The organism is Mesorhizobium sp. WSM4809 (assembly GCF_055811655.1).
On the sequence record NZ_JBVVQW010000027.1, the window covers coordinates 27,478 to 52,610 of the forward strand.

The 25,133-nt window shown below is 59.8% G+C and carries 26 protein-coding genes and 1 pseudogene; 11 read left to right on the forward strand and 16 right to left on the reverse strand.

The features are described from left to right. Positions 1-104 precede the first annotated feature (104 nt). From nadC to AC0L24_RS32040, 4 genes are all read right to left on the reverse strand, one after another. A complete protein-coding gene (gene nadC, locus AC0L24_RS32025) occupies positions 105-986 on the reverse strand; it encodes a carboxylating nicotinate-nucleotide diphosphorylase (protein ID WP_473564863.1) in 882 nt (293 codons plus the stop codon). Further along, positions 983-2,530, reverse strand: a complete 1,548-nt coding sequence (locus AC0L24_RS32030; protein ID WP_473564864.1) for an L-aspartate oxidase — start codon at positions 2,528-2,530, stop codon at positions 983-985. Before AC0L24_RS32030 ends, nadC begins: the two co-directional genes overlap by 4 nt. Next, the gene (gene nadA / locus AC0L24_RS32035; protein ID WP_473564865.1) at positions 2,527-3,501 is read right to left on the reverse strand and encodes a quinolinate synthase NadA; all 975 of its coding nucleotides are present in this window, start codon (positions 3,499-3,501) and stop codon (positions 2,527-2,529) included. The genes AC0L24_RS32030 and nadA overlap by 4 nt, the downstream gene beginning before the upstream one ends. 64 nt (positions 3,502-3,565) lie before the next feature. Further along, positions 3,566-4,528 (reverse strand): NUDIX hydrolase, encoded by a 963-nt coding sequence (locus AC0L24_RS32040; protein WP_473564866.1) that lies wholly within the window; start codon positions 4,526-4,528, stop codon positions 3,566-3,568. A 175-nt stretch (positions 4,529-4,703) separates the two neighbouring features. On the opposite strand from AC0L24_RS32040, the gene panB reads away from it, so the two are divergent. The 4 genes from panB to AC0L24_RS32060 all read left to right on the forward strand — a co-directional run bounded on the left by panB (position 4,704) and on the right by AC0L24_RS32060 (position 8,019). Continuing rightward, positions 4,704-5,540, forward strand: coding sequence for a 3-methyl-2-oxobutanoate hydroxymethyltransferase (panB, locus tag AC0L24_RS32045; protein WP_473564888.1), 837 nt, complete (start codon positions 4,704-4,706; stop codon positions 5,538-5,540). After that, positions 5,537-6,400 carry a pantoate--beta-alanine ligase gene (gene panC / locus AC0L24_RS32050; RefSeq protein WP_473564867.1) on the forward strand — a complete coding sequence of 288 codons (864 nt, stop codon included), beginning with the start codon at positions 5,537-5,539 and terminating at the stop codon, positions 6,398-6,400. Before panB ends, panC begins: the two co-directional genes overlap by 4 nt. 169 nt (positions 6,401-6,569) lie before the next feature. Beyond that, positions 6,570-7,295, forward strand: coding sequence for a LuxR family transcriptional regulator (locus AC0L24_RS32055; RefSeq protein WP_063171420.1), 726 nt, complete (start codon positions 6,570-6,572; stop codon positions 7,293-7,295). 94 nt (positions 7,296-7,389) lie between these two features. Then, positions 7,390-8,019: an acyl-homoserine-lactone synthase gene (locus AC0L24_RS32060; protein WP_027163116.1), complete on the forward strand. Its 630-nt coding sequence runs from the start codon at positions 7,390-7,392 to the stop codon at positions 8,017-8,019. A gap of 520 nt (positions 8,020-8,539) precedes the next feature. Here AC0L24_RS32060 and AC0L24_RS32065 read toward each other — a convergent pair. The 7 genes from AC0L24_RS32065 to AC0L24_RS32095 all read right to left on the reverse strand — a co-directional run bounded on the left by AC0L24_RS32065 (position 8,540) and on the right by AC0L24_RS32095 (position 13,676). After that, on the reverse strand, positions 8,540-9,007 hold the full coding sequence (locus AC0L24_RS32065) for a nucleotidyltransferase-like protein (RefSeq protein WP_473564868.1): 468 nt from the start codon (positions 9,005-9,007) through the stop codon (positions 8,540-8,542). Continuing rightward, positions 8,961-9,299, reverse strand: a complete 339-nt coding sequence (locus tag AC0L24_RS32070; protein ID WP_473564869.1) for a Cap15 family CBASS effector — start codon at positions 9,297-9,299, stop codon at positions 8,961-8,963. Before AC0L24_RS32070 ends, AC0L24_RS32065 begins: the two co-directional genes overlap by 47 nt. Before the next feature lie 829 nt (positions 9,300-10,128). Further along, the gene (locus AC0L24_RS32075) at positions 10,129-10,674 is read right to left on the reverse strand and encodes a hypothetical protein (protein ID WP_473564870.1); all 546 of its coding nucleotides are present in this window, start codon (positions 10,672-10,674) and stop codon (positions 10,129-10,131) included. Continuing rightward, the gene (locus tag AC0L24_RS32080) at positions 10,665-11,033 is read right to left on the reverse strand and encodes a hypothetical protein (RefSeq protein ID WP_473564871.1); all 369 of its coding nucleotides are present in this window, start codon (positions 11,031-11,033) and stop codon (positions 10,665-10,667) included. Before AC0L24_RS32080 ends, AC0L24_RS32075 begins: the two co-directional genes overlap by 10 nt. 162 nt (positions 11,034-11,195) lie before the next feature. Continuing rightward, positions 11,196-11,441 (reverse strand): hypothetical protein, encoded by a 246-nt coding sequence (locus tag AC0L24_RS32085; protein ID WP_473564873.1) that lies wholly within the window; start codon positions 11,439-11,441, stop codon positions 11,196-11,198. A 35-nt stretch (positions 11,442-11,476) separates the two neighbouring features. Beyond that, positions 11,477-12,226, reverse strand: coding sequence for a Crp/Fnr family transcriptional regulator (locus tag AC0L24_RS32090; RefSeq protein ID WP_050596325.1), 750 nt, complete (start codon positions 12,224-12,226; stop codon positions 11,477-11,479). A gap of 379 nt (positions 12,227-12,605) precedes the next feature. Continuing rightward, positions 12,606-13,676, reverse strand: coding sequence for a GlxA family transcriptional regulator (locus AC0L24_RS32095; protein WP_473564874.1), 1,071 nt, complete (start codon positions 13,674-13,676; stop codon positions 12,606-12,608). 98 nt (positions 13,677-13,774) lie between these two features. Here AC0L24_RS32095 and AC0L24_RS32100 point away from each other — a divergent pair, with 98 nt between their 5' ends. Then, positions 13,775-14,851, forward strand: coding sequence for a GlxA family transcriptional regulator (locus AC0L24_RS32100; protein ID WP_473564875.1), 1,077 nt, complete (start codon positions 13,775-13,777; stop codon positions 14,849-14,851). 34 nt (positions 14,852-14,885) lie between these two features. On the opposite strand, the gene AC0L24_RS32105 is transcribed toward AC0L24_RS32100, so the two are convergent. The 3 genes from AC0L24_RS32105 to AC0L24_RS32115 all read right to left on the reverse strand — a co-directional run bounded on the left by AC0L24_RS32105 (position 14,886) and on the right by AC0L24_RS32115 (position 17,653). Beyond that, positions 14,886-15,812: a 2-hydroxyacid dehydrogenase gene (locus AC0L24_RS32105; protein ID WP_473564876.1), complete on the reverse strand. Its 927-nt coding sequence runs from the start codon at positions 15,810-15,812 to the stop codon at positions 14,886-14,888. 135 nt (positions 15,813-15,947) lie between these two features. Continuing rightward, positions 15,948-16,721 carry a class II aldolase/adducin family protein gene (locus AC0L24_RS32110; RefSeq protein WP_473564877.1) on the reverse strand — a complete coding sequence of 258 codons (774 nt, stop codon included), beginning with the start codon at positions 16,719-16,721 and terminating at the stop codon, positions 15,948-15,950. Positions 16,722-16,744: 23 nt separating this feature from the next. Continuing rightward, positions 16,745-17,653, reverse strand: coding sequence for an NAD(P)-dependent oxidoreductase (locus AC0L24_RS32115; RefSeq protein ID WP_473564878.1), 909 nt, complete (start codon positions 17,651-17,653; stop codon positions 16,745-16,747). 146 nt (positions 17,654-17,799) lie between these two features. Here AC0L24_RS32115 and AC0L24_RS32120 point away from each other — a divergent pair, with 146 nt between their 5' ends. The 6 genes from AC0L24_RS32120 to AC0L24_RS32145 all read left to right on the forward strand — a co-directional run bounded on the left by AC0L24_RS32120 (position 17,800) and on the right by AC0L24_RS32145 (position 23,623). Further along, positions 17,800-18,645, forward strand: a complete 846-nt coding sequence (locus AC0L24_RS32120) for a LysR family transcriptional regulator (RefSeq protein WP_473564879.1) — start codon at positions 17,800-17,802, stop codon at positions 18,643-18,645. A gap of 26 nt (positions 18,646-18,671) precedes the next feature. After that, complete coding sequence (locus AC0L24_RS32125) at positions 18,672-19,757, forward strand: mandelate racemase/muconate lactonizing enzyme family protein (protein WP_473564880.1); 1,086 nt, start codon at positions 18,672-18,674, stop codon at positions 19,755-19,757. Between the two features lie 127 nt (positions 19,758-19,884). Beyond that, positions 19,885-20,880, forward strand: a complete 996-nt coding sequence (locus tag AC0L24_RS32130) for an ABC transporter substrate-binding protein (RefSeq protein WP_473564881.1) — start codon at positions 19,885-19,887, stop codon at positions 20,878-20,880. Positions 20,881-21,055: 175 nt separating this feature from the next. Further along, the gene (locus tag AC0L24_RS32135) at positions 21,056-22,090 is read left to right on the forward strand and encodes an ABC transporter permease (protein ID WP_473564882.1); all 1,035 of its coding nucleotides are present in this window, start codon (positions 21,056-21,058) and stop codon (positions 22,088-22,090) included. Further along, complete coding sequence (locus AC0L24_RS32140) at positions 22,087-23,142, forward strand: quaternary amine ABC transporter ATP-binding protein (protein WP_473564884.1); 1,056 nt, start codon at positions 22,087-22,089, stop codon at positions 23,140-23,142. The genes AC0L24_RS32135 and AC0L24_RS32140 overlap by 4 nt, the downstream gene beginning before the upstream one ends. A gap of 136 nt (positions 23,143-23,278) precedes the next feature. Next, positions 23,279-23,623, forward strand: coding sequence for a DMT family transporter (locus tag AC0L24_RS32145; RefSeq protein WP_473564885.1), 345 nt, complete (start codon positions 23,279-23,281; stop codon positions 23,621-23,623). A 392-nt stretch (positions 23,624-24,015) separates the two neighbouring features. Here AC0L24_RS32145 and AC0L24_RS32150 read toward each other — a convergent pair whose 3' ends face one another. Next, positions 24,016-24,945, reverse strand: coding sequence for an isopenicillin N synthase family dioxygenase (locus AC0L24_RS32150; protein ID WP_473564886.1), 930 nt, complete (start codon positions 24,943-24,945; stop codon positions 24,016-24,018). Further along, positions 24,942-25,133: pseudogene (locus tag AC0L24_RS32155) on the reverse strand (class I SAM-dependent DNA methyltransferase); the annotation flags it as partial. The pseudogene AC0L24_RS32155 and the gene AC0L24_RS32150, both read right to left, overlap by 4 nt.

The following is a 25,133-nucleotide window of genomic DNA, read 5'->3' on the forward strand; positions in this document are numbered from 1 at the left end:
ATATCGGAATACCGGGTATTGAAGGTGAGCCGCATGAAACCTGCTTTTCCGAGCCTCTTGTCTGCGCGTGCAGCCCGAGCGCGTTGCTCCTCATTGTGTTTCCCTTAGTTCAAATGAGTGCTGATGTTCCCACGACACGGCATGTCCAGGCCAATGTCGAGAATGGGCGCGCTGTGTGTCAGCCATCCGACCGAGATGAGGTCAACTCCTGTCGCGGCAATCGCCGGAGCCATTTTCGGTGTCACCCGGCCGGAAGCCTCGGTGATGGCGCGGCCACCGACCATTGCCACGGCGCGGGCAAGGTCCTCAAGCGACATATTGTCGAGCAGCACTGCGTCGACGCCCAGCGTGAGCGCTGTATCGAGTTGCTCAAGAGTGTCGACCTCGACCTCGATCTTCACCATGTGCCCTGCGGCGGCGCGCGCCCGCTCTATTGCCGTGCGAATGTCGCCGGCGATCGCGATGTGGTTGTCCTTGATCAGCACGGCGTCGTCGAGCCCGAAGCGGTGATTGGCGCCGCCGCCGACGCGTACCGCATATTTCTCCAGAGCCCGCAGGCCGGGCGTCGTCTTTCGCGTGCACACGATCCTCGCCTTGTGGCCACGCACGGCTTCGACCATCGCCGCCGTGGCCGTGGCAATGCCGCTCAGACGGCACAGAAAATTGAGCGCCGTGCGCTCGGCCGTGAGCAGGCCTCGCGCCGGTCCGCACAGCATGGCGATAGTCTCGCCCCCCGCGACATCGCTGCCGTCAGCGCGCCAGATTTGCATATCGATCGCAGGTTCGACGAGCATGAAGGCGAAAGCGGCCAGATCGAGCCCGGCAACGATCCCCGTCTGTCGCGATTTGAGCACCAACGTGGCCGTGCGATCACGCGGGATCACGGCGTCGCTGGTCAGATCGCCGCATCTGCCCAGGTCTTCGAGCAGAGCACCGCGCACGATCGGCTCGATCAGGGTTGAGGGGAGGGGTGAGAACGAATTCATGTTAGGGTGCTCCGTATCGGTGCCCGCCAGCTGAGTCCGATGGCGGTCTGTATTGCGCTGCGCAGTGTCAGCCGTGACTGGCGCGCATGCGCATCGCGTCCGGGGAAATCGGAACGACAGTGCGAGCCGCGGCTCTCTTCGCGCCGCAGGGCCGCAATGGCGATCATCAGCGCGACCAAGGCGGGGTCGGAGGCGGCACTGTCGTGAGCAGCAATCGGCAACAGGGCCGCGACGCCGTCGCGTAGCGTCTCGCCATTGCGGATGATGCCGAGCGCGGCGGAGACGACTGGGCGGATGCCGGAGGCGTCTGGCCGTTGAGGCACGAATGCGGAACACACGCGCTGTCGCCGGGTGTGTGATACGTCGGCGACGCTTTCAGCAACCCAGGCCGCTGTGACCACCGCTTCGATAAGCGAGTTGCTTGCAAGTCGGTTCGCGCCGTGCAGACCGGTGCATGCGACCTCGCCACATGCCCACAATCCCTCGACGGAGCTGCGGCCGGCAGCGTCTACAGCAACACCGCCCATGTGATAATGTGCCGCCGGACGCACCGGGATCAGGTCGGTCGCGGGATCGATGCCGGCCTGGCGGCACAAATCGGCGATTGCCGGAAAGCGCTTGTCAAATCTGAGGCCCAGACATTGCCTTGCGTCCAGGAACACACGGCGCCCGACAGCGAGCTGGTGCCAAACCGCGCGCGCAACCACGTCGCGAGGCGCAAGCTCGCCCCCTGAGGTTTCAGCGAGGAAACGCTCTCCTTGCTCGTCGACGAGCACAGCACCCTCGCCACGCACCGCTTCGCTCACCAGCGGCATCGGCCGCCGCGGACCCTCGAGGGCGGTCGGGTGGAACTGCACGAATTCCAGGTCTGCGAACTCCGCCCCGGCACAGGCGGCGAGGGCGAGTCCCTGTCCACATGAGCCAGGCGGGTTTGTCGTATCGGTAAACAAGCCGCCGATGCCGCCGGTCGCCAGGACCGCGCGGCGCGTTGGCAAGGCGATTGCGCCCGTGCACCCGGCCGCGACCACGGCGATGATCGCACCGTCTTCCACGATAAGCCGGCGGGCCTCCACGTTCTCCAGGATAGTGATGGAGGCTGTGCGCCGTGCCGCGGCGATCAGCGCGCGGACCAGCTCGCGTCCCGTGGCATCGCCCGCCGCATGCACGATCCGCCGCTGCGAGTGCGCCGCTTCAAGCCCGAGCCGCAACGCGCCGTCAGCGCGTCGGTCGAATGCCACACCGAAGCGTTCTAGAGTCCTGATCGCTTCGGGTGCAGCTTGGACCGTTCGCCGCACCGTCGTCACGTCGCAGAGGCCGTCGCCGGCTGCGAGGGTGTCACAAAGATGAAGTTCGGGACTGTCCTCGCCGCCGACACTTGCCGCAAGACCGCCTTGAGCGAGTTCGCTGCTGGCGCCGGTTCCCAGCCCCGCATTGGACAGAAGCACAACCGGTTCCGGCGCCAGATGAAGCGCCGTCATCAGGCCTGCCACACCGGCGCCGATGATGACCGGCGCACCGCCGATGTCATGAACGTCGAGGCTCATATGGAAAGCATACGCTCGACTGAGCGGCGCGCGCGCCCTGCAATCTCGGGATCGATCCGAACCTCATGCCGGTTCTCCTCGAGTGCGACGCGAATATTAGCCAGCGTGATGCGCTTCATGTGCGGACACAGATTGCAGGGGCGGATGAACTCGACCTCGGGATGCGCGACCGCGACATTGTCGCTCATCGAACATTCCGTTAGCAGGACGACGCGCGGCGGTTTCTCCCGCTCGACATATTCCAACATGGCCGCCGTCGAGCCGGAGAATTCCGCCTCTGCCACAATCTGTGGCGGGCATTCGGGATGGGCGAGCACGATGACCCCTGGATGCGCGTCGCGCAGTTCCCGGATGTCGGCCGACGTGAATCGCTCATGCACTTCGCAGTGGCCCTTCCAGGCGATGATCTCGACCTCCGTCTGCGCCGCCACGTTTTTCGCCAGATACTCATCGGGCACCATGATCACACGCGGCACGCCGAGCGATTCCACAACCGCCATGGCGTTGCCCGAGGTGCAGCAGATGTCCGACTCCGCTTTTACAGCCGCCGAAGTGTTGACGTAGGTGACAACCGGGACCCCCGGATAGCGCTGCCGCATCAGGCGCACGTCTTGTGCCGTGATCGAATCGGCCAGCGAGCAACCGGCGCCGAGATCCGGGAGGAGGACGATCTTGTTCGGATTGAGCAGCTTGGCCGTCTCGGCCATGAAATGCACGCCGGCAACCACGATGATTTGCGCCTCGACCGTAGCCGCCTTGCGGGCCAGTGCGAGGCTGTCGCCGACAATATCGGCCACGCAGTGGAAGATTTCCGGCGTTTGGTAATTGTGCGCAAGGATGACCGCATTGCGATCGCGCTTCAGCGCCAGGATGGCTTCAATGTCGCTGGTGAAGGCCGGCCATTCGACCGGCGGGATCACCCGCCGGACGCGCTCGTACAGGGACGCAGCCGTAGGTAACGCCCCAGTCATCAGCGCCTCCGATTATATTCGATCTGACAATAAGGGGAATATGTCTACCTTGACTATAAGTATGTCAAGCCCGCGCGAGCGGCAATTTTGTCCCGGCCACAGCCCTGTCGTCGAGAACGGCATGGCGGAACCGATAGAGCTTTGCCGGCCGCCCGCCCGTCTCGAGGGAGGTCTCGCCAGTTTCCTCGACCAGCTCTTGCTGCTCGACAAGTCTTCGGAAGTTCGGCTTGTTGATGAGCCTCCCGGCGAGCGCCTCCACGGTCCGCTGCAGCTGAAGCAGCGTGAACGATGGCCTCATGAGCTCGAACACCACCGGCCGGTACTTGATCTTAGAACGGAGCCGCGCAATGCCGGTCGCCAGGATTCGTCGATGGTCGGCGATCATTGCCTTGCCAGATACCGCCGCAGGTGCGACGTCCCGTCCGCCACCAGCCTCTTCGATCAGGGCAGATTCATAGAGCAACTCATAGCGTTGGAGCGTGAGTTCCTCGTTCCAATTGCGGTCGTCGAAAGCGAAGGCAATCGCGGCGCGCTGCCGGCGTTCGCGTCGCGTGGTCGCATCGCTGGCGCCGTCAGCCCACTCGATCAGACGTGGTCGTAAAATCTCGAGCACCACGGGCGTGCCGGAGCGATGGTCCTCCCAGGGAAAATACTCGTACCAACTCCGCCACCCACAGTTGGTGGAGCCCGTTGCCTGGTCCTTCCGAGTGAGTGCCAGATAGCTGATTGAGATGGCGCGTTCCTGGCGCTCGGCCCCTATGCGGTCCCGATCGGCGAAGGTGTAGAGCTGCTCGATGTACCCCAGCGGGTGGCCGGTCTGTTGCTCCACCCAGCCCCTCAGACCGGATTGCAGCGATCGATGCTCTAGCGCATATGGTCCGGACGGAAGCGTGTCCGCATTCCCGATGGTGAGAAGGCAGGGTTCACTGTCGTTTACGGCGACGACAACGGCGATCAGGTCCACTTTTGCTTCGTCGGCCTTGACCGCAGCTCGGCCTTTTTTGGTTCCTTTTGCCTGATGGTCCATGTTCGCGATAATGAGTCGGCCCCAAATGCAGGGTGATTGAATCGATTGAATTTAAGCGTTGCTGCACGAACGTCAACACCGCACAGCTGGACGTCTTTTTTAGCTCTTCGCACTCGCACAAAAATATGCCAAACGCGACACCCGCGGCGGGTAACGCTAGGGAAGGATGCGTCGGGTGAGCGCAACTGGTGAGACAAAGGCGATGACACCGCCGGATGTTCGAATGCGGAAAGGCCAGACTCCACTCGTCTGCCTGACGGCCTATACGACGCCGATCGCCAGATTGGTTGATCCCCACTGCGACATCGTTCTCGTTGGCGACAGCGTCGGCATGGTACTGCACGGCCTCTCGTCGACCCTGGGCGTCACTCTCGACATGATGATCATGCACGGTCAGGCGGTGCGCCGCGGTCTGGTACGGTCGTTAATGGTTGTAGACCTGCCATTCGGTTCCTATGAAGAGAGCCCCGAGCAGGCCTTCCGCAACGCTGCGCGCCTAATGGCGCAGACAGGTTGTGCAGCTGTGAAGCTCGAAGGCGGTGAGAAAATGGCCAAGACCATTCGCTTCCTCGGCGCCCGCGGCGTCCCTGTCATGGCCCATGTCGGTCTAACGCCGCAGGCGGTCAATACTTTCGGTGGCTACCGCGTCCAGGGGCGGGGAGACGATGCCGAGCGCATCAGGCGCGATGCCAGTGCGGTTACGCAGGCCGGCGCCTTCTGCGTGGTGCTGGAGAAAGTGCCCGAGCCCCTCGCAAAGCGCATCACTGCGGAGATCGCCGTCCCACCCATAGGCATCGGCGCCTCACTCGCCTGCGACGGCCAGATTCTGGTGAGCGACGATATGCTCGGGCTTTTCAGCTCCTTCCGGCCGAAATTCGTCAAGCGCTACGCCGAACTAGGCGAACAGGCCGATGCAGCGATTGCAGCTTATGCCGCTGACGTGAGGAGACGGTGCTTTCCGGCGGCGGAACATCTCTACACCAACGACCCGAAGACCGGAGACGTCATATGAGCGCGCCGATCGTTCGAACCGTTGCCGAGCTCCGCGCTGTTGCCGCGCGATGGCGTCGCTCAGGCGCCAGTATCGCCCTTGTGCCGACCATGGGGGCCTTTCATGAAGGCCATCTGAGTCTCGTGCGTGCGGCGCTTCAGAAGGCCGATCGGGTCGTGGTGACGCTGTTCGTCAACCCCAAGCAATTCAACAGTGCTGCCGACCTCGCTGCCTATCCTCGTACGGAAAACGAAGATGCTGCAAAGCTCGCTCCGCTGGGCGCGCATTTGCTCTATGTGCCGGATGCTCAGCAGATGTATCCGCCAGGCTTCGCCACGACCGTTTCGGTGTCCGGCATCAGCGAGGGCCTGTGCGGCGGCTTCCGGCCGGGCCATTTCGATGGCGTGGCGACGGTGGTTGCCAAGCTCTTCCTGCAGTCCGGCGCTGACTTGGCCTGTTTTGGCGAAAAGGACTTTCAGCAGCTTCAGCTGGTCAGGCGCGTGGTTCGGGACCTGGACATTCCAATCACCGTCCTGGCCTGTCCGACCGTCCGCGAAGCCGATGGTCTTGCACTATCCTCGCGCAATCTTCGGCTCTCGCCAGCACAGCGCGCCATTGCCCCAAAGTTGGTAGCGGTCTTGCTCGGGGTGGCGCACCGGCTTGCGCGCGGCTCTCCTGTCCTGCCCATTCTAGCCGAAGCGCGCGCTGCAATTCTGGCTGCAGGCTATCGCGAAGTCGAATATCTGGAACTTCGCGACGAGGCGGATCTGCAACCGCTGACGAGCCTTGACCGACCAGCACGCTTGCTCGTCGCGGCATGGCTCGGCGACATACGGCTGATCGACAACATAGGAATGTCACCAATTGGTGCAACAAATTAGACGCTCGCGGCGCTGAGTCGCCACACAAACAGCCTCATCAACCAAAATAGCAGAGCAATGCCGGCGATCAAACTGACGAGCTCGCACACGTTTTCTCGATCGCCAAGCATTTAAACCAAAGGTCTCCGCCTGCGATCGAGCAACGGCACGGAGGTTATGCAAAGCGCAGATGCATCGCGTGTTTGAAGATTTCCTCGAGCAACTCTCCGAAAGCGTCGATGCTGTCGATCTGTGTGAGGCAATGGCCTCTGCCGCGGCCGCATTCGACTTTCCGCTCTTCGCCTATTTCAGTTGCCCGTCGGCCTCCTGCCAGAAGCCGCGCTTGATTTCAAATTATCCGTCCTCCTGGACATCTCGCTATATGCAATTGCGCTACCACAGCCATGATCCGGTCATCCTGCGCGGGCTCCAAGGCTGGGACACCTTTGATTGGGGTGTGGATCGGCCTCGGCAACATCTCGCGGCTTCACAGCAACGAGTTCTGGAAGAAGCAGCTCGATTTGGCATTCGTGGCGGATTGACCATGTCGATGCACGACCATCGCGGCCGCTTTGCTGCGCTGACTTTCGCTTCCGACCAGTCCTGTCCGCCTCTCTTGCGGTCATTGACACGTTACGAAAAAGCATTGCAGCTGGTGGCGATCAGCTTTCATATATATGCCCGGCGCAGGCTCGCCGAAGACTGCGCGGTGGATGGCGTAGTCCTGACCCCCCGAGAATTCGAATGCTTGAAATGGGCGGCGGACGGCAAGTCGGCCTGGGATATCAGCCAGATTCTCAGCGTTTCCAAACGCACCGTGACCTTCCATCTGGAAAACGCCAAGGCAAAACTTGGTGTGAGAACCATCAACCAGGCTGTAGCACGGCTGGCTGCTTCCCGTCAGTCGAGATCGTGATTCCTTTCTTTGGATACCTGTAAAGGTCTACAGGCTGCATCAGTGTCGGCTTTGCTCTTCGATGACGGAAACACATCTCGCACGGAGGCGACAAATGATGCAGCTAATTACACCTGAGCTCTACGACGAGTTTTCAAGCGAGCTCAAGGAAATGTACGGACTGAGGCATCGGGTTTTCAAGGAAAGGCTGGAATGGGATGTTCAGACCGCAGAGGAAATGGAGACAGACGCATATGACGGCCTCAACCCCGTCTATCTCCTTCTCAAAGGATCCGACTGGCGCATTCGCGGTTGCGTCCGTTTTTTGCCGACAACGGGGCCGACAATGTTGCGCGACACCTTTCCGATGCTGCTAGGTGAGACCGCAGCGCCAGCGAGTACCCGCGTGTGGGAGAGCAGTCGTTTCGCACTGGATCTGCCTGCATCAACACCCAAGGCTGGCGGGCTAGCCCAAGCAACCTACGAGCTCTTCGCGGGCATGATCGAATTCGGCTTGGCCAACGAACTCGATCGGATTGTGACAGTGACGGATACGCGCATGGAGCGGATCCTGCGTCTCGCAACGTGGCCGTTGGCCCGCATCGGGCAGCCGAAGGCGGTCGGCACCACGGAGGCGGTCGCCGGTTCTCTCGAGGTTTCCCACGCCAGCCTCATGCGCGTCCGCTGGAGGGGACGTTTGAACGGACCTGTATTGTGGCAGCCGGTTCTCGGCCTGTCGGCATAGTGCTTGAGGATGCTCGGCCTGACCACTCCTCTGCCCGCGGGCGGCGATGGTGACTGCCGCGAACCTCAACGCCGCGGTCGCCCCCCATGAACCGGCCGAGAACGCATTGCAAATGCCGTCGCAATCGGTGGGGCTGGAGATGCGCCTCTGTGGACGCCGGAGGGAGCCTTCCTCGCACGCCTGTCGAAAGCCGACATCTACGAACTGATGCGGGATGACGATGCCAGGGCGAAAGCTGTAGAACGCGCTTTCCAAACTTTGCCGGCATTCGCAGCGCAGCGGGATTTCTTCTCGGCGTGCAAGACGCGTTCAGGTTTCGGGGCGAAAAGCTTGGCAATCGCCGTCGAGTAGGTACGGACCGCCATCTAAGGTCGGGGCGGCGATGCCACAGGCTTTTTGCGTCCGGAATGTCCTTCAGGGTATCGACCCGGCGCCATGGCCAAGCGAGAGAGGCGCTGCCCCGCCCCTCGCGCTCCCCGTCCACCCAAGAAGCGCCCTTGGCGGAACGGCTATACTCTCTCTAGCCTGGGACAAAGACGCCTGAGATTGCTTTTCGGCTGTCTTCCAATGGGATCGACTCTTGATACCGCAAGGTGAGGTTTTGCTCACGCGCGACTTGGCGCGCAAGTTCATTCATCTCCAACGAAAGCGTAAGAAGCCCGCCGAACTTGCTTTCGCTGTCAAAAATACGGCGCGACCCATCTGGCACGGATAACGTTCGTGCAAAGGTTTTGTCCTGCCACAATCTGTCCAAAAACCGCTGCGTTTCGGCAAGTACAGCGAGCTCGTAGAACACGCCTGTACGCAAGGCTGCCTGGTCCGCATGGTACATGATTGCCGCTATGTCGAAGCTCGGAAGATTGACCGTCTTACCATCCTCTATGGCGTCATTTTTGACATTCTTACATAGACGGATAGCCTTCTTCAGGCCGCCATGAGCCTCATTTTGATCCCGGTCGTGCACGCGGCCAATATGCAAAAATGGCAAGATCCCAATCGCCCGAAAGATTGGGAACTTTGAGAACCTTGGATAGCAGGCCCCACCGCCAGGCAAAGCGATCAAGAACCCAATAGAGAACGATGAAAACAGTGCCAGCGCCTAGCAAGGAAAGCACCGATGGCGGCACGTTGGGGGAGATGCCGAATGTTTTGGCGAGATCGACCGCCCACAGGAAAACAAACACTACTCCTGCAGAAACGATGCTGGACATGACGCCCAGATAATGCCCAATGCGCGCACGGCTCACCCCGCCGAGAACGGTATATTCATGTTCAAGCATGGAATGCCCTTTGATCGCTGGAGGACGACGGCCGGAGCCGCCGCCCAAGACCTTACCTAGTTTTCGTAGGGTCGGTCAGCCGGTACATCTGACCCGACTCCAGGGGAGGGGGCAGAGGCTCGCCCTTGGTCACGGTACGTTCAATGCCCGTACCACCACCGCGGGGCCCGGTGATCTCGTATTGCCCCGATGTGGGAGCCTTTTCACCGGGGTTGTACAGCTCGTCATTAGACATGGAAGAATGTCCAGGTGGTTGCCAATAGACCCATCTGGCACTAGATTCCGACTTGTTGAGGGTTCGGACTAGCGGTCTGAAGGCGCCCTACGGCACCACACAGACCGCAGTTCACAACCAAACGATGGCAGGTGACGGAGACGTCACCTGCCATTTGTTTAGGCATATTTGATATTAGATGTAAATAGCGCTCCGATGTGCCAACATTGAAAATACTGTTGATTGTCAATCTATCGAAAGTAACCGCGGCTAGGGATTGGTATAAATTGTCTTCGTGGCCGTAGAGCCGAATGCAGGTCTCGAAGCACAGGTGGAGGCAAATCGATTGAAATCGAGATAGCTACGAGCAAAAGTTGACGCCATGGCAGCCAGTATCTGCGAGGGGTTGGAGAGCGCCTAGAGACGTCACAACAGAATCGATGGGGGCTGGCCATCCAACGGTTTAATGCGGCGCTGCCCCGGCCAGCAATCGGGCTCGGTCGCGGGTGCCTATTAGTCGATGTATTCCTGGGTCACCATGTCATTGGCTTGTCGGATGAGGCCGACAAGGATGCCGCCGAACCGCAGCGCTGAACCATGCAGTCGGTAATCGGGTCAGGCCTTGCCAGCTACGGTCGCGGCTGGCTGTGGATCCGTTCTTGAGGACGACGCGATCAAAAGGGTAACCTTCACCGCCACCTCTTCGAGGGTGGCGGTGAGCCGGTTGATCTGCGAGGCGGTTGCGGCCATTTCCGGGCCGTAGCGGATGATCAGATATTCCCGGTTCTGGCTGAGGGACTGAAGATGATTGGCGGTTTTTGCGCGAAGACGCAGTCCTGCTTCGACAGTGTGCTTCGCCCGAGCCGCCAAGTCGTGATGCATCTTGCGGATTTGATTGGGTTCGTGCCCTCGGTGGAGCAAAAGCGCGGTCAGATAAAGTTCGATCGCGTGGATGGCGGACAGTCTAAACGGCGCTCGGCTAAGCGGCTTGCCTGATCGGCCAAGCGGAACGAGCAGGGCTGCCGCTTTGCGATACTCTTCCGCCAGTTCATGGATCTGCTGCGCGGAGGCGAGCTCTCCCGGATATTTGCGCTTAGTCATCGCCATTCGTGCAATTGCCGTTTGCGATATTATGCCTCGCTCGCTTGCGGCTATGCCCACCCGACGTGATCCCTTTTTGAAAGTTTCAGAAACAGATTGAACCAGAATCGGTATTCGAGACCTTTGTCATTGCCAGACGCTTCGAAGGCGCAATAGGCCGCCGAGGTTGTAGGGTCCATACCATGCCTGACGGTCGCGGCTTCTATCGCCTCGTCCTCAGCTAATACCTGCCATCCTTCAACAACGCTGCCGTGATTTCCCACACCGAAGTCCTCAAGCCGTTCGGCAAACATATACCTGATCTGGCTCGGCACAACCCACGGGCTTGCCGGCAACTCGGCCTTCAGCTTACGGTGCCGCGGCATCGAATTCGATCGCAAATCTCGCGTCGATTGCACTTCGCGCAATGAGATCGTCAAGTTTCCAATCCGTGAGGTCGCAAGGCGAAAACATTCGTCTCACGGCGTGACGAACCTCGGACACCGAAATAGCACGGGCTGCCGACGTTATCGATCAGATGGCGGACCGTCGCTTGGCGAACTCCGATAAGGTGTGGGACTGCGCAGGCGCCGGCGTCGTCGCTACGAGTGGAGCCGCGGTTCTGCGGCTTCCGCCGTTCTTGCGTCGAAAGCGACGCGGACACCGTGAATGATCGATGCCGCCGCCAGCAACTCCTCCAATTCGCGGTCGGTCGCCTTGCATGCGGGCATGAGTGTTCGGATGGCGCGGATCGCCTGTGCGATGGAGAGGAACCGGGCCTTGCCCCTGGAAAGGACATAGGCTTCGGCTGCTCGTTCAATCGTGACCGAGTGAAAAGCGTTGGTCATCGAGAATTTCCTCCCTGAAACCCTGACCAAACGACTTAGGGCCGGAATTCCGCAGCTTGCAAGGCTCTGTCTGATTCCGGACAATCACACGGAACCGAGCCGAAATGGCGTTGCTCCTCCTCGCCATAAGCGCCGTGCGTGAGCCTTATCATTCCGGCGCGATCGACGATCGTGATTTCACCCCGCGTGGCGCGGACCAGTCCCCGGTATTCGAGCATTTGGAGGGCGGTCGTGACGCCGGGCCGACGAGCGCCAAGCATGGTCGCCAGAAATTCGTGCGTCAGGTAAATCTTGTCTCCGTCACCGCGATCGTGGACCATCAGCAACCAGCGGGCCAGGCGTTCCTCGATTTTCGAGTGGCCGTTAACCAGTGCCGTCCGGGACGACTGGACAAGGAACGCATGGGCATAGCGCAGCAGTGACTCGCGAAGGGTCAGGCTTATCGCGATCGCGCCGCGAAGGCTCTTGACCGACAGGATCCAGCCTTGGCCGGCGACTTGGATATAGGTCTCATTGGGAGACCTGTCCTGGCCGAGTATGACCGCAATGCCGGTCATGCCGTCGTAGCCGATGAGGCCGACCTCACTTTTGCGACCGCCCGTCATTGTGGCGACCACCGAGGCAATACCCGTCTCCGGAAAATAGACACTCGCGATCGGCTGATATGCGACCTCCAGCTGGCTTTTGATGGCCAGTTCGACCTGATGCAGCGATGGCTGCAAAAGTGCAAAATCCTCCGAGGATAGCGCTTTCAAAAGCTGGTTGCGAAGAAGGGATTGGGGCATGGCGCTCTCCCGTACGGGCAAGAGCGAGTACCCTCTTACAGTCGGCCGTGTCCGACGCAAATCGCTGCCGATAAGGCAAGCATAGCCTTCAAATGTGCGGGTGGCAAAGCTCTACTTCGAAGCTGGCTTTTCGAGGCTTGCGATGTGGCAGCGTTGGGCCAATTGATTTGGCTGCAATTGGCGAATAGTCGAATGCCAACAGGGGGCCGATGTGAGCTCATCCACGACAAGAAGAAGGACGATTGGGTCTCGCGCCAAGAAAGTGCGGAGAGAGCAACCCGCAGATTTGACACCAAGGAAGATCCCAGGCCAATCGGATATCGACGAATGACCATTCCCTCGCCGACCGTAGCCGGGCTCGGACGGCTAAAACACTCGTTCAGGCCGGTTTCGATGTCTTTGTTCCGCACCCATCCGCCAGAACTGCTCCCTGCGAACGGAACTCTTGAGGAGTCCGCAGATAATTGGCGCGGAAAATCCGGTTCAGATGCGAACCGTCGCAAAATCCGCACTCAAGTGCAATCTCGGAAATAGACTTGTCCGTTCTCAGCAAAAGATGGCACGAATGATCAAGCCTGATCTGCGTGTAGACGGCTCGAGGTGAGCTGCTGAGCTCCGACCGAAAGTGGCGTTCAACTATTCGTTTGCTTATGCCGAGCTTGTCGGCTAAGCGGCCGATAGTCAGCGGGACTTCCAGGTGATGTTGCATCACCAGCACCGCTCGTTTCACAATTTCGTCCCGGACGACGACCTGCAGGCTTCCAGTTGGCTGGGCGGTCTCGCCCTTTGCTACCTCGTTGAACATCATGATCCGCAAGCTTTTGGCGGCCGGGGCCTTACCAAGGTGCCTCTCGATCAGAAAGGCTGCGAGATGTGCGGCGCTGGCTCCCCCCGAACAGGTCAGTCGGTCTCGATCGACGACGAAGATCTGGTCTGACACGGCCTGTAGTCCCTCGCAAAGTCGCAAGAAATCTGAATTGTGGAACCAGCTGACGCAACACTTGTAGCCGTGCATGAGGCCGGCGCGGTGCAAGATAAATGAGCCGGTACACAGGCCCACCAGCGGTATGCCTGCCTCGGCAGCATGCCGCAGATGGTCGTCGAACCTCTTGTCGACCAGGAGGCTTTCCTCGCCAAGAACCCCGCCCACAACCACGAGGTAATCGAAGCGGCGAAGGTCTCCGATCCTTTCATGGGGAGAGATGGCAACGCCGCAGCTGGACAGGATTGTCGACATGTCAGGCGAGATGATCCGCCATTGACAGCGGATCGGGCGGCTGCGGTCCCCTTCGTCGGCGGCCAGACGCAGCACGTCAACGAAATTGGCAAACGCCCCTAGGGTAAACCGATGGAGCAGGAGAAAACCGACAGAGAGCGGGGCAAGGGCCCGGCGTACTTTTTGTACCGGCTTCGCTGATGAACCGGGGCCTTGTCGCAAATCTACTGTCATGCCGACGCAAATGTCCTTTCGCCTATTGTCCCCGTCCCTCAAATAGGGCGCGAGCCGGTTATCCGGTGTCGCTGAGAGAGCACGGCGGAGAGTCTGACATGGTCCACCACTGGTCCGGCGACGCTTGGGCGTCCGTTTCCGCCAATGAGCCAGTTACCGTCACCCTTTACTTGGCGCACGGGTTCGAACTCCTCGCTCTGTCGTCTGCCCTGGACGTCTTTCGCCTCGCCAACAAAGCGGCCGGACGGGAAGCCTTTCGTTGGCGTATGGTTTCCCGCTTGGGCGAAGCCGTACGGGCCAGTTGCGGTATTGTTGTCGCGGCTGACGCCGACCTGGCCCAAGAACGCAGGTATCTGCAGCAGCCTGAACGACCCGCACTGGCTCTCGTCTGCGGCGATGAGCCTGATGAAGGTCGTGAAACCAAGGTGCTGAGCGCGTGGTTGCGCGAATGCCGGCAGCGCCGCATTGACACGGGCGCATTCGGGAGTGGTGTCGCTGCTTTGGCGAAAGCTGGTCTGCTCAATGAGCGCAAGTGCGCCGTCCATTGGGAGGCCCTGCCGGGATTCGAAGAGCGGTTTATGCGCGTCGAGGCGGAGGCGACCGTCTACAAGGTCGACAACGATATCTGGAGCTGCGCAGGCGGCACGGGAGCCTTCGATATGATGATCGAGCTTGTGAAACATCATTGCGGCGAACCTGTTGCGGTAAGCGTTGCGGAGTTGGCCGTCGCCGGCCGTGTCCGCACGGGCGATGAGCGCCAGCGAGTGCCGCTGCTGCGTCAGCATGGCAGGCTCAACCCGATCGTCGTGAAACTGATCGAATTGATGCAGAGGAATCTGGCCGCCCCGCTGACCATGACGGACCTTGCGGCGGCTGCGGGGCTGTCGCGGCGGCAGGTGGAGCGTCTGTTTCGCAATGATATCGGTCGCTCTCCCTGCCGCTACTTCCGAGAATTGCGATTGGAACACGCGAAGCTCCTGCTGGCCCAGTCGGCCATGCCGATTCTTGAAATTGCGGTATGCTGCGGCTTCGTGTCGGCGTCCCACTTTTCGAGGTGCTTTCGAGAGGCGCACCAGATCGCCCCACACGAAGCACGCAACCTTCCGACCGGACGGTTCTTGAACGTGTCGACGCAGCAGCGTGCCACGACTGCGGGCCTATCGGAGCGGCGGTGATACAAAGTAAGAGCTTGGCCACATGCCGGCAGCGTCAATAGCCTGCTTCCCGGTTGAACAGCGGAAAGACCTCAAATCCGCGCTCAAGCTTGCGCACATTGTCGGCTATCACGGCAACTGCGCTCGACGCAAATGTTGCACCGGACATATGAGGCGTAACGAACACTTGGGGATGCGACCAGTAGCGATGCTCGGGAGGAAGCGGTTCCTGGGCGAATGCATCCAGGGCGGCGCCGGAAAGGTGCCCCCGGTCAAGGGCGTCTAGCAAGGCTTCATCATGGACAACCGCTCCCCGGCTGATGTTGATGAAAAACCCACCTGGGCGCATCGCCGCGAAAATCTTGCCATCGAGGAAGTGGCGGGTTTTCGGGGACAAGGGGAGGGCATTAATGACCACGTCGTTGCGGCCCAGGAACTCAGCAAGCGAGTTCTTTCCGGAATAGCAGTCGATACCCTCGATCTGTCGAGCGCTGCGGTCCCAACCGCTCACGGCGTATCCAAAATCACGAATGCGGCTGGCGACCTCTGTGCCGATGCGGCCCAGGCCGAATACACCAGCGCGAAACTCTCTCGTGGGGACGATCTGCTTACGATGCCAGATCCGGTCTTGCTGCTGCGATCGGTAGTCCGCGTACCGCCGGTGGAACGTTAGTACCCAGTAGAGGGCATGGGCAGCCATGTCGCGGGCGACGGCCGGATCAGCGAGCAGAATTACCGGGACGTCCGGCAAGCTTGCATCTGCTACGAAATGCTCGGCACCGGCGCCGAGCGAGAAGATTGCCTTGAGATTCGGATAGCGATTGAGATCGCCGGCAGGGTGGTTCCAGACCATCGCATATACGACTTCGTTGGGGTCGATGGGTTCACCGAACACTTTGACGGGCAATTCAGGAAGCTGGCGGCTGATTTCCTTTCGCCAACTTTCATTATCGTAGCCATGGTTGTTCAACAGGATGGTCATAGGTTTGGGCGCCCCCTTGGAGGAGAATAGGCCCGCACGAAGGGAACGGATGGCCATTCGACCTCCGGGCAAGGCTTCTGCAGACAGTAGGCGCTGGAAAGCCCGGCCAGTCTCCGCCGGGTTCAAGCTGTTCGATTAATAGCGATACGAAGGATCGACCCGGTCGCACTGGCGCAAAAGCGCCGGCCACTCATATTTGCCGAGCGGGAAATCGTCGTATTGGCGGTGCGCTAGCCGCCAGATGTCCTCACTGCTCTTGTCGAGCTTCAGGCCGGTAGAATAGGCATCGATCAGTACACGGCACGCGCGGACGGTGTAATAAAGGTTCATGAACGCTTCGCCGGCGTTCGCGCCGACCGCAAGGAACCCGTGGTTTTTCATGATCAGGCATTTCTTGCCTTCGATGTTCTTGGCGAGACGATCCCGCTCCTCGAGGGTCAGCGACAGGCCTTCCCAGTCGTGATAGCCGATGTCGCCCCAAAGCATCGAGCCGTCCTGCGTCAGGAACTCCAGCCCATCCTGTAGCGCCGTGATGGCGAGGCCTGCCGGCGCGTGGCTATGGAACACTACCTTCATGTCGTGATGGGTGTTATGGATTGCCGAGTGGATGATGAACCCTGCGGTGTTGACGTCCGGCGGGCCGTAAAGGACCTTTCCCTGCTCGTCGACCTTGATCAGGTTCGACGCCGTCACCTCATTATAAAGCAGGCCGAAGCGGTTCAGAAGGAACTGGTGATCGGTGCCTGGGACACGCATGGTGATGTGGTTCCAGATAAGATCGTCATAGCCATACATGTTGGCGAGGCGGTACAGAGCAGCGAGGTCGACGCGCGCTTCCCATTCTTCCTTGGAAATGTTGGCATGGCCGCCCTGGACGCTGAAGTCCTCGGCTTTCATCTCATGTGCCATTGGTTGTCCTTTCGATCGTATTGTCAGATGGAGCGGAGGAATGTGCCATTCTGCTCTTCCAAGAGCTTCACGGCCATGAGGTGGTTCTGGTCAAACCCGTACTGGTCGACAGCTTTTTTGTAGATTGCCTCAACCTGTTCACACATGGGCAACGTGGCGCCAACCGTCCTTGCCAGCTCCAGGGTCAGGACCAAATCTTTATGTGCAAGACCGAGCGCAAAGCCAGGATCGTAGCTTCCGTCAAGAATAGCCGGACCGTATCGGTCCGCGACATAGCTCGCTCCAGTGCTGCCTTGAATGATTCCAAGCATCGTCTTGGCAGGAACCCCGCCCATCACTCCCAGCATCAGGGCTTCACTCAGCGCGACCGAGTTGAGGTAGCAAAGCACCACCTGCGAAATCTTGGCCACGTAGCCAGCTCCATGAGGGCCAAGATGCATGATCCGGTTGCCAATCTTTTCCAGAACTGGCTTGCACCGCGCAAATACATGCTTGTCGCCGCCAACCATGATCATCAGAGTACCGGCAGCTGCTCCTTCAATCCCGCCAGTTACCGGTGCGTCAAGAAAGGCAATCTCCCGGTCGGTGGCAGCAGCGCGGATGCGTCGTTCGCACTCCAGATTGTTGGTTGAAAGGTCGATCCAGACGGCGGCTTTCGGCAGCCCGGCGAGAATGCCCTGTTCCGACAGCGCCACGGCCTCGATGATCTTCGGGTTTGGCAGCGATGTGAAGGCTATGTCGGCTCCGGCGGCCGCCTCCGCAGCGGTGGGGGCGGACGAGATTGCTCGGTTGCCGGCCGCTGCGCCAGTCGCCCGCACGGCCTCGACCTTATTTGAATCCAGGTCGAAAAGGGCAAGCTCGTACCCGGCACGCGCCAGATTGCTGGCCATTGGCCCGCCCATGTTGCCCAACCCGATGAATGCAATCCGCATAAATGTCTCCGTTGGCCAGCCAGAGTTTGCTCCGTCACGCCGGCGCTTTTTCTACCCGCCCACTCTTCCTCACTCTGGTTGACGTGGCAAACGAATATAATTACCGACTCATATCGAGGAATTCGATTTAATGGGGTTTCCTTTCAATGAACATCGAGCACATCAAGGCTTTTTTGGAAGTCGCCACGACAGGCAGCTTCCAGCACGCCGCCGACCAACTCAATGTCACCCAGTCGACCATCAGCGCCCGGATAAAGGCGCTTGAACGCCGACTGAACCGCCAACTGTTTCACCGCAAGCGCAACGGAGTTGCGCTTACGACGGGCGGTCATCAATTCCACGCTAGCGCAGTGAATATCGTGCGTTCGTGGGAGCGGGGCCAGCAAGTTGCGACGTTGCCAGAGGGCCTGAATGCCTTTGTCACGCTGGGTGTTGAAGACAATCATTGGCCGCGCGTCGTGCCGGGCTGGCTGGAACGAATGGCAAAGGCGCTGCCCGACGGCGTCGCGAGCGCCATCAGCGAGCGCTCGGACATTCTCATGGAGAAACTGCGCGCCGGCCTGCTTGACATTGCCGTCCTTTATGATCCGCGCCATTGCGCGGAAGCACGGATCGAGCCGCTCATCAGCGAAGAACTCGTGATGGTCTCGTCGAAACCGCGTCCGGTGGAGAGCGGGGTTGTCCCGGGGTACGTGTTCGTGGATTGGGGCGAGACGTTCCGGGCTCAGCACAGCATGCATTTTCCGGGCGTTTTCAGCCACAAACTCACAATCCGCAGTTCCGCGGTAGCCATGGATCATATCCTGGCCAACAACGGCTCCGGGTATTTTCTGGCCGAATCCGTGGCGTCTCAGGTCAAGTCCGGACGCCTGCATGTGGTCGAGGGAGCACCGCGGTTTCAACGGACAGTCTTTGTCGCCGTTCGTATTGACGTCATTGCGCCGGAATTTATCGAGACCGCCGTGCAGGCCCTGCGCGACACAATCACCTGAATTCCAGTCCCTTGCCGGAGAATGACATGAAAATTACAGCGTTGAAGACACGACTGACCGACGTACCTTTTGCCAAGCCGATCACGACCGCCATTCATAACATGCGGTCGGTCGGATGCCTGCTTGTATACCTAGAAACTGACACTGGACTGGTGGGCCAAAGCTATATCTTCACGTTGAATGCAGTCCGGCTCAAATCGTTCGACGAGATGGTCCGCGGCTTTTCGCATCGCATTGTCGGCCAGGATCCTCACTACGTGACGGCGATCAATTCGGCCATCTGGTCTGAAATCAATCCGACCGGTTATGCGGGCGTCACGATCTCCGCGCTCTCCGCGCTCGACACGGCCTGCTGGGATCTGGTCGGCAAAAGCGCGGACCGGCCGCTGCACCATCTGTTCGGAGCGTGCAGGGATCGCATCCGCACATATGCCAGTGGCGGGCTCTGGTTATCCCAGAGCATTGACGAGCTGGTTGATGAAGCGGCGACCCTCCTGGACCAGGGTTTCCGGGCGATGAAGGTGCGCGTCGGCAAAGAAAACCCTCGAGAGGATTTTGAGCGCGTCAGGGCTGTCCGCGAGGCGGTTGGACCCTCAATCGAACTCCTCGCGGACGCCAACCAGGCGCTCAGGCCGAAGCAGGCGATCCGCCTAGGCCGGATGCTCGAGGAACTCGACGTCGGCTGGCTCGAAGAACCGGTTTCCGTCCACGACCTCATCGGCCAGGCCGAGGTCCGGAATGCGCTCCACATTGCGATTGCCTCGGGTGAAACGGAGTGGACCCGCTTCGGCATCCGCAACACGATCGAAGCACGCGCCGCCGATGTGCTGATGCCGGACCTCCAAAGGATTGGCGGGCTCACCGAAATGCGCCGGGTGGCAGCCTTGGCGGAGGCGTATTGCCTGCCCATTTCCACCCATATTTTCACGGAGCACAGCCTTTGCATTGCCGGCTCAGCCGCCAATTGTATCTCCGTCGAGCATATGCCGTGGTACGCCCCACTTTTTCGCGAAGAGATGGAGATCGTGGATGGCGACATCCTGATACCCACCCGTCCCGGGACAGGTTTCACCTTCGACGAGGCCGCCGTGACTCGCTTCGCCATCGATTGAGGCCGAGCATCGAATAACTCGATGTCAGGGTCGAATTATATTCGTTAGTTAAATGCTAAGTGATCCTATAATTGACGATGTGGGGGAACCGGCTCGGTAGCGCAGGCTGCCGAGGACATCGCCTGGAATGGAAAACCAACAGGAGAAGGCAATGCTCTCACGCACGTTGAAACTCAGCGCCGCTGTATTCATCGCAACGCTCGCGGCGACCGCGGCCGAAGCAAAATGCGGCGACGTCACGATCACCGAGATGAACTGGGCCTCGGGATCGATCGTCACTGCCGTTTCCAAATTCCTGATGGAGCAGGGATACGGCTGCAAGGTCACGGTGGTCCCATCGGCCACGGCTACGGCGGTCACCTCAGTTGCTGAGACCGGCCGCCCCGACATTGTTACCGAACTCTGGCTCAATGGCGCGCCGGCTTATCCAGGATTGGTGGCCGCCGGCAAAGTTAAGACGCTGGGCCATGTCCTCACCCCCGGCGGCATCGACGCATGGTGGGTTCCGCAATACCTCGTGGACGAACATCCGGAACTTGCGAAGATCGACGGCATTCTGGCGCATCCCGACTGGGTGGGCGGCAAATTCCACAATTGCCCGGAAGGCTGGGGTTGCAAGATCACCAACGACCATTTGGCTGAGGCTTTCGATCTTAAAGGCCACGGCATAGAAGTTTTCAATCACGGCTCCGGAGAGACGTTGGCAGCCGCGATAGCTGCGGCCAACGAGAATAAGCAGCCTTGGTTCGGTTACTATTGGGGTCCGACGTCCGTTCTCGGCAAGTACAAGATGGTCAAGGTCGACATTGGCCCGTACGTCCCCGAGATTCACGCCTGCAACGCGGTAGAAACCTGCAAGACACCCGGTAAGTCGGCCTATCCGCCGGCAGAGGTGGTTACGGCCGCGACGACGGATTTCGAGAAGCGCGAGCCGGAGATTGCGGCGCTCATGTCCAAGGTGACCTTCACAAATGAGCAGATGAGCGAGACACTGGCCTGGCAGGATAGCAAGAAGGCTTCGGCCGACGAATCGGCGGTCCACTTTCTGACCAGCTACAAAACGACTTGGGCGGACTGGCTCAGCCCCGAAGCCAAGGAAAAGCTCGCGGCAGTCCTCAAGTGAGATCCGTCATTCACCTGGGCTCCGCACCCAACGGAGGTGACCGACCTGTTGAGTGAATTTGGCAAGGCGCGAAGGCTTGGCGGCACCTCAAACGTCGACAAGCAAATCTCCTCCAGTTCCGGTGGCCACGCTCTGATGAGCGTGGCTGCCGGATTCCCGCGATATAAGGCGATCCATGGCAGCGTACGAAAGAGCTTTTGACTCGCTTGGACTGCGGTTCTGGTGCGATGCCGGCGCCATCGGCGGTCCCATGTCGATGGACGATCTCCTTGCCAAGGCTGGCGCGGCGGGGGCCGACCAAGCCGAATCTTTCCCGTTTCCATCCTTGGACGTCCTCCACAAGGCCTGCGGCGCCATCCCGCGCACCCGCGACATGACAGCCGGGTTGGAACGCCTGTTCCTTGATGTGAAAGACCCCGTGAAAGTCGTTCTGGACCCGGTTACCCAGCCATTGAGTTGGGCGCTGCGCAACGCCATCGACCTGATGCAGTCTCTTCCATGGTGGGCGGCGATCATAATCCTGGTCGCCATCGCCCATTTTGCCGGGCGCCGCATCGGGGTGACGATCTTCGTATTGGCGGCATTTCTAGCCCTGGCGTTCATTGATCACTTTGGTTACGCCATGCAGACCCTCGCCATCATCATGGTCTGTACATTCATCTGTGTCCTGTTAGGCGTGCCTATCGGCATCGCGATGTCGCGCAGCAACCGTCTGGAGCGCTGGCTTACGCCTCTTCTCGACCTGCTACAGACGCTGCCCACCTTCGTCTATCTTATCCCGCTGATCTTCCTGTTCAGCGTCACGGAGCCGAAGCTCTACGGCATCGCAATCATTTTCTATGCGATCGTCCCATCTATCAGGCTTACCAATCTGGGCATCCGGTTGGTGGATAAGGACGTTCTGGAAGCGGGGGAGGCGTTTGGCATGACCTCCTCCCAAAAACTCTACCGCGTCCAGTTGCCGCTCGCTTTGCCAAACATTATGGCGGGCATCAACCAGACCATCATGCTGTCTTTATCCATGGTCGTCATCGCTTCGCTAGTGTCTGCGCCTGGCTTGGGAACGCTTGTTCTGCGCGGTATCAACAAACTTGAACTCGGCGTCGGCCTCGTCGCAGGCCTCGGCATTGTTCTCCTGGCCATTGTGCTTGACCGAGTCAGCCGGGCGGCCCTCCAGCGCGTCAACAAGATGCACCAGCCGCGGACATGAGCATGACCGAGAGCTTCGTATCAATCCGCAACCTCTACAAGATCTTCGGCAACAATGCGCCAGCCATGGTGTCTTACGCGAAGTCGGGAATGCATAAGAAGGACATGCTGCAGACGCACGGCCATGTGCTCGGGCTGCGCGACATCAACGTCGAGATCAAAAAAGGCGAGATCACGGTGATCATGGGCCTCTCGGGCTCGGGAAAATCGACCCTGATCCGTCACCTCAACCGCCTCGTCGACCCCACGGCGGGTGAGATTATCGTTAATGGTACAGACATCATGAAGCTCGACCGGGCCAGACTCCAGCAGCTGCGCCGGACCCAGATGTCGATGGTCTTTCAGAAGTTTGCATTGCTTCCGCATGAGACGGTGCTGCGAAACGCCGGCATGCCATGCTCGGTCCGCGGAGACGGACGGGCCAAAACTGATGAAACGGCCCTCAAGTGGCTGAGCAGGGTCGGCCTCGCGGGCTCGGAGGCGCTCTATCCCCATCAGCTCTCGGGGGGCATGCAGCAGCGCGTTGGCCTCGCCCGGGCTCTGACGTCGAACTCCGAGCTGATGCTCATGGACGAAGCCTATTCAGCGCTGGACCCGCTCATCCGGTCGAGCATGCAGGACCTTCTGCTCGAGCTGCAGAAGGACCTTCAGAAGACCGTCGTATTCATCACTCATGACCTCGATGAGGCTCTGAAGCTTGCGGACCACCTGGTGATCCTGAAGGACGGGGAGATCGTGCAGCAGGGGGAGCCGCAATACATCCTCCTCAACCCGACCGACCCTTACATTGAAGACTTCGTCAGTGATATCAACCGCGCCCGCGTCCTGCGGGTCCGATCGGTAATGGAGAAGACGATCACTGACGACGACGGCTATGAAGTCCTCGACGGGGACGAGACCTTGGAGCGGGCGATCCTGCGATCCCAGGGAGCTGCTGACAAATTCTTTGCAGTGCACTCAGACGGAGCCCGCGTGGGCACGCTCAGGATGACGGACGTTCTGAAAGCGCTTGTACCCACAGCCTCGACCGGGCGGCACCACAGCAACATATAGGTAAGGACCATGACAATGGGATTCCCATGGCGCTCGTCGACCGAATGGACCTCACTGTTGCCGCGAAAATGCCGTACGCCTTGGCTACGCACCCTTCTGGAGAGGCTTGTCAGGCATCGCTCGAGAAGGTGACTTCATGAACCCTCTGGTCATCGCTTACAGCGCCCTGGTGCTGGGCATTGTATCCGAAGTCATCGGTTCATCGCTGTTGCCCGAAACACGGCAATTCACGAAGCTTGGACCTACTGCAGCTGCCATCGCCAGCTTCGTCGTCGCATTGTTCTTTCTCTCCCATGCCCTCAAATTGATTCCCCTGGGTGTCACATACGCAATCTGGTGCGGCGTCGGCATCGTGCTGACAACCATAGTGAGCGTTCAGGTCTATAGGACGCCACTTGATCTGCCTGCGGTATTGGGGATCATCCTTATTATTTGCGGCGTCGTAGTGATCAACGTTTTCTCCAAGACTGTTAGTCACTGATCGCGGGTTTTCGTTTGGTCGCCTTGGCGGTCGAGCGCATGAACGTTTGGCCGAACTCGCCGTGACTGTGGGAATGCGTCGGAGAAAGCGCTGATTGCCGGGAGCAGATACGGACCGCTAAGTTCGAGCCCAAATCCACTGCCAACGTGACCGCGGTAGATCGACCAGTTGGCTCTGACGTTCGAGGATATGAAAGACGACCCAAAGAATCAGCAGGACGGGGCGCAGCAACGACGATGATGGCCCAGGCGCAGCACGATAATAGCTTGCGCAGCGCTGAGCTACCCCGATCAGCCATATGGCGCTGCTTAAATTCGCGAGGTGTCCGCTGGCGAACGTGAGGGTTGTGCCGTCACCGATTTGGGCACCTCAAGAAAACCGAGCCAGCCCGCCTACCGCAACTCTCGCGCCCGTCCGGCGCCGTTTCCGGTTTGCCAGATCGATTCGAAGTTGCGCAGCATCACTTCCGCGACGCTAAAGGTGTGCTTCCGTTGCCGGGAAGTCAGGCGAGCGTCAATGTCGGGATAGATAAAGAAGGGAAGGGAAATTCGTTCGGCAGGACCGGTGTGCACGACCTGATGGGGCGTGCTCTTGAATTGGTCATCGCTCAAGGCCTGAAGCATGTCGCCCAGATTCACAACGAGACTGTCGGGCAAGCTGGGCGCCGGCACCCAGCGTCCCCCGAACCACACCTGCAAGGAGCGCGTGGGGAGTTCCTCCTGCAGCAGCAGCGTAAAGAACCCGTTGTCGGTATGCTTTCCGGCCGTGCCACCAGCGGATGGATATCGGATCACACGCTGGAGTACCGTCGGTGGGCTGAAATGGCGCCGGAACCAGTCCTCTTCCATATCGAGCAAGTCGGCAAGCGCGGTCCCGAGCTGCGGCACAACCTCGTTGACCACGGTCGCCTGCAAAGCTAGCAGGCTTCGAGCGAATCCAGGAGCCATTGCCTCATCCGGAAGGCGTGTGCGGCCAGCAAACGGACGCCGGTCACCTTCATTCTCGATTCCGAGGTCAAACATCTCCTTTGGATCAGGGCCGGCCTCGGGATGTAGCGTTTCGCCGTTTAACGGACTGTATCCGCGGGCGGTGGCGGGGTACACGTATTGGGCGGTGTGACCGTAGCGCTCCTTGACAGCCTGCGGCAGCGCGAAGAACCGCCGGGAAGCCTGGATCGCTTCTGCGATCTGTTCCTTCGGGATTCCGTGCTCAAGATAGAAGAACCCATACTCTTCACAGGCCAGGCGCAGGCGCTCGCGCTCTGCGTTTCGCGTTGCATCGGCTGTCAGTTTCGCCAGAGAGATTTGCGGCAGCGTGGTCATAGCTGTTTCTCCGTTGGTGCTGTGGCTCTATCGGGTACCTGGAAGACCCAGTAGTGTGCGCCCTCCTCCGCCATGTATTTGCCATCGTTTAGACGCTGGGTCGTCACAAGCACGCCCGCATCCTCCAGACGACGCACCTCACCTTCAAAGGACGAAGCCTCCGCATAGCTCTTGCGGGTGCTTACGAT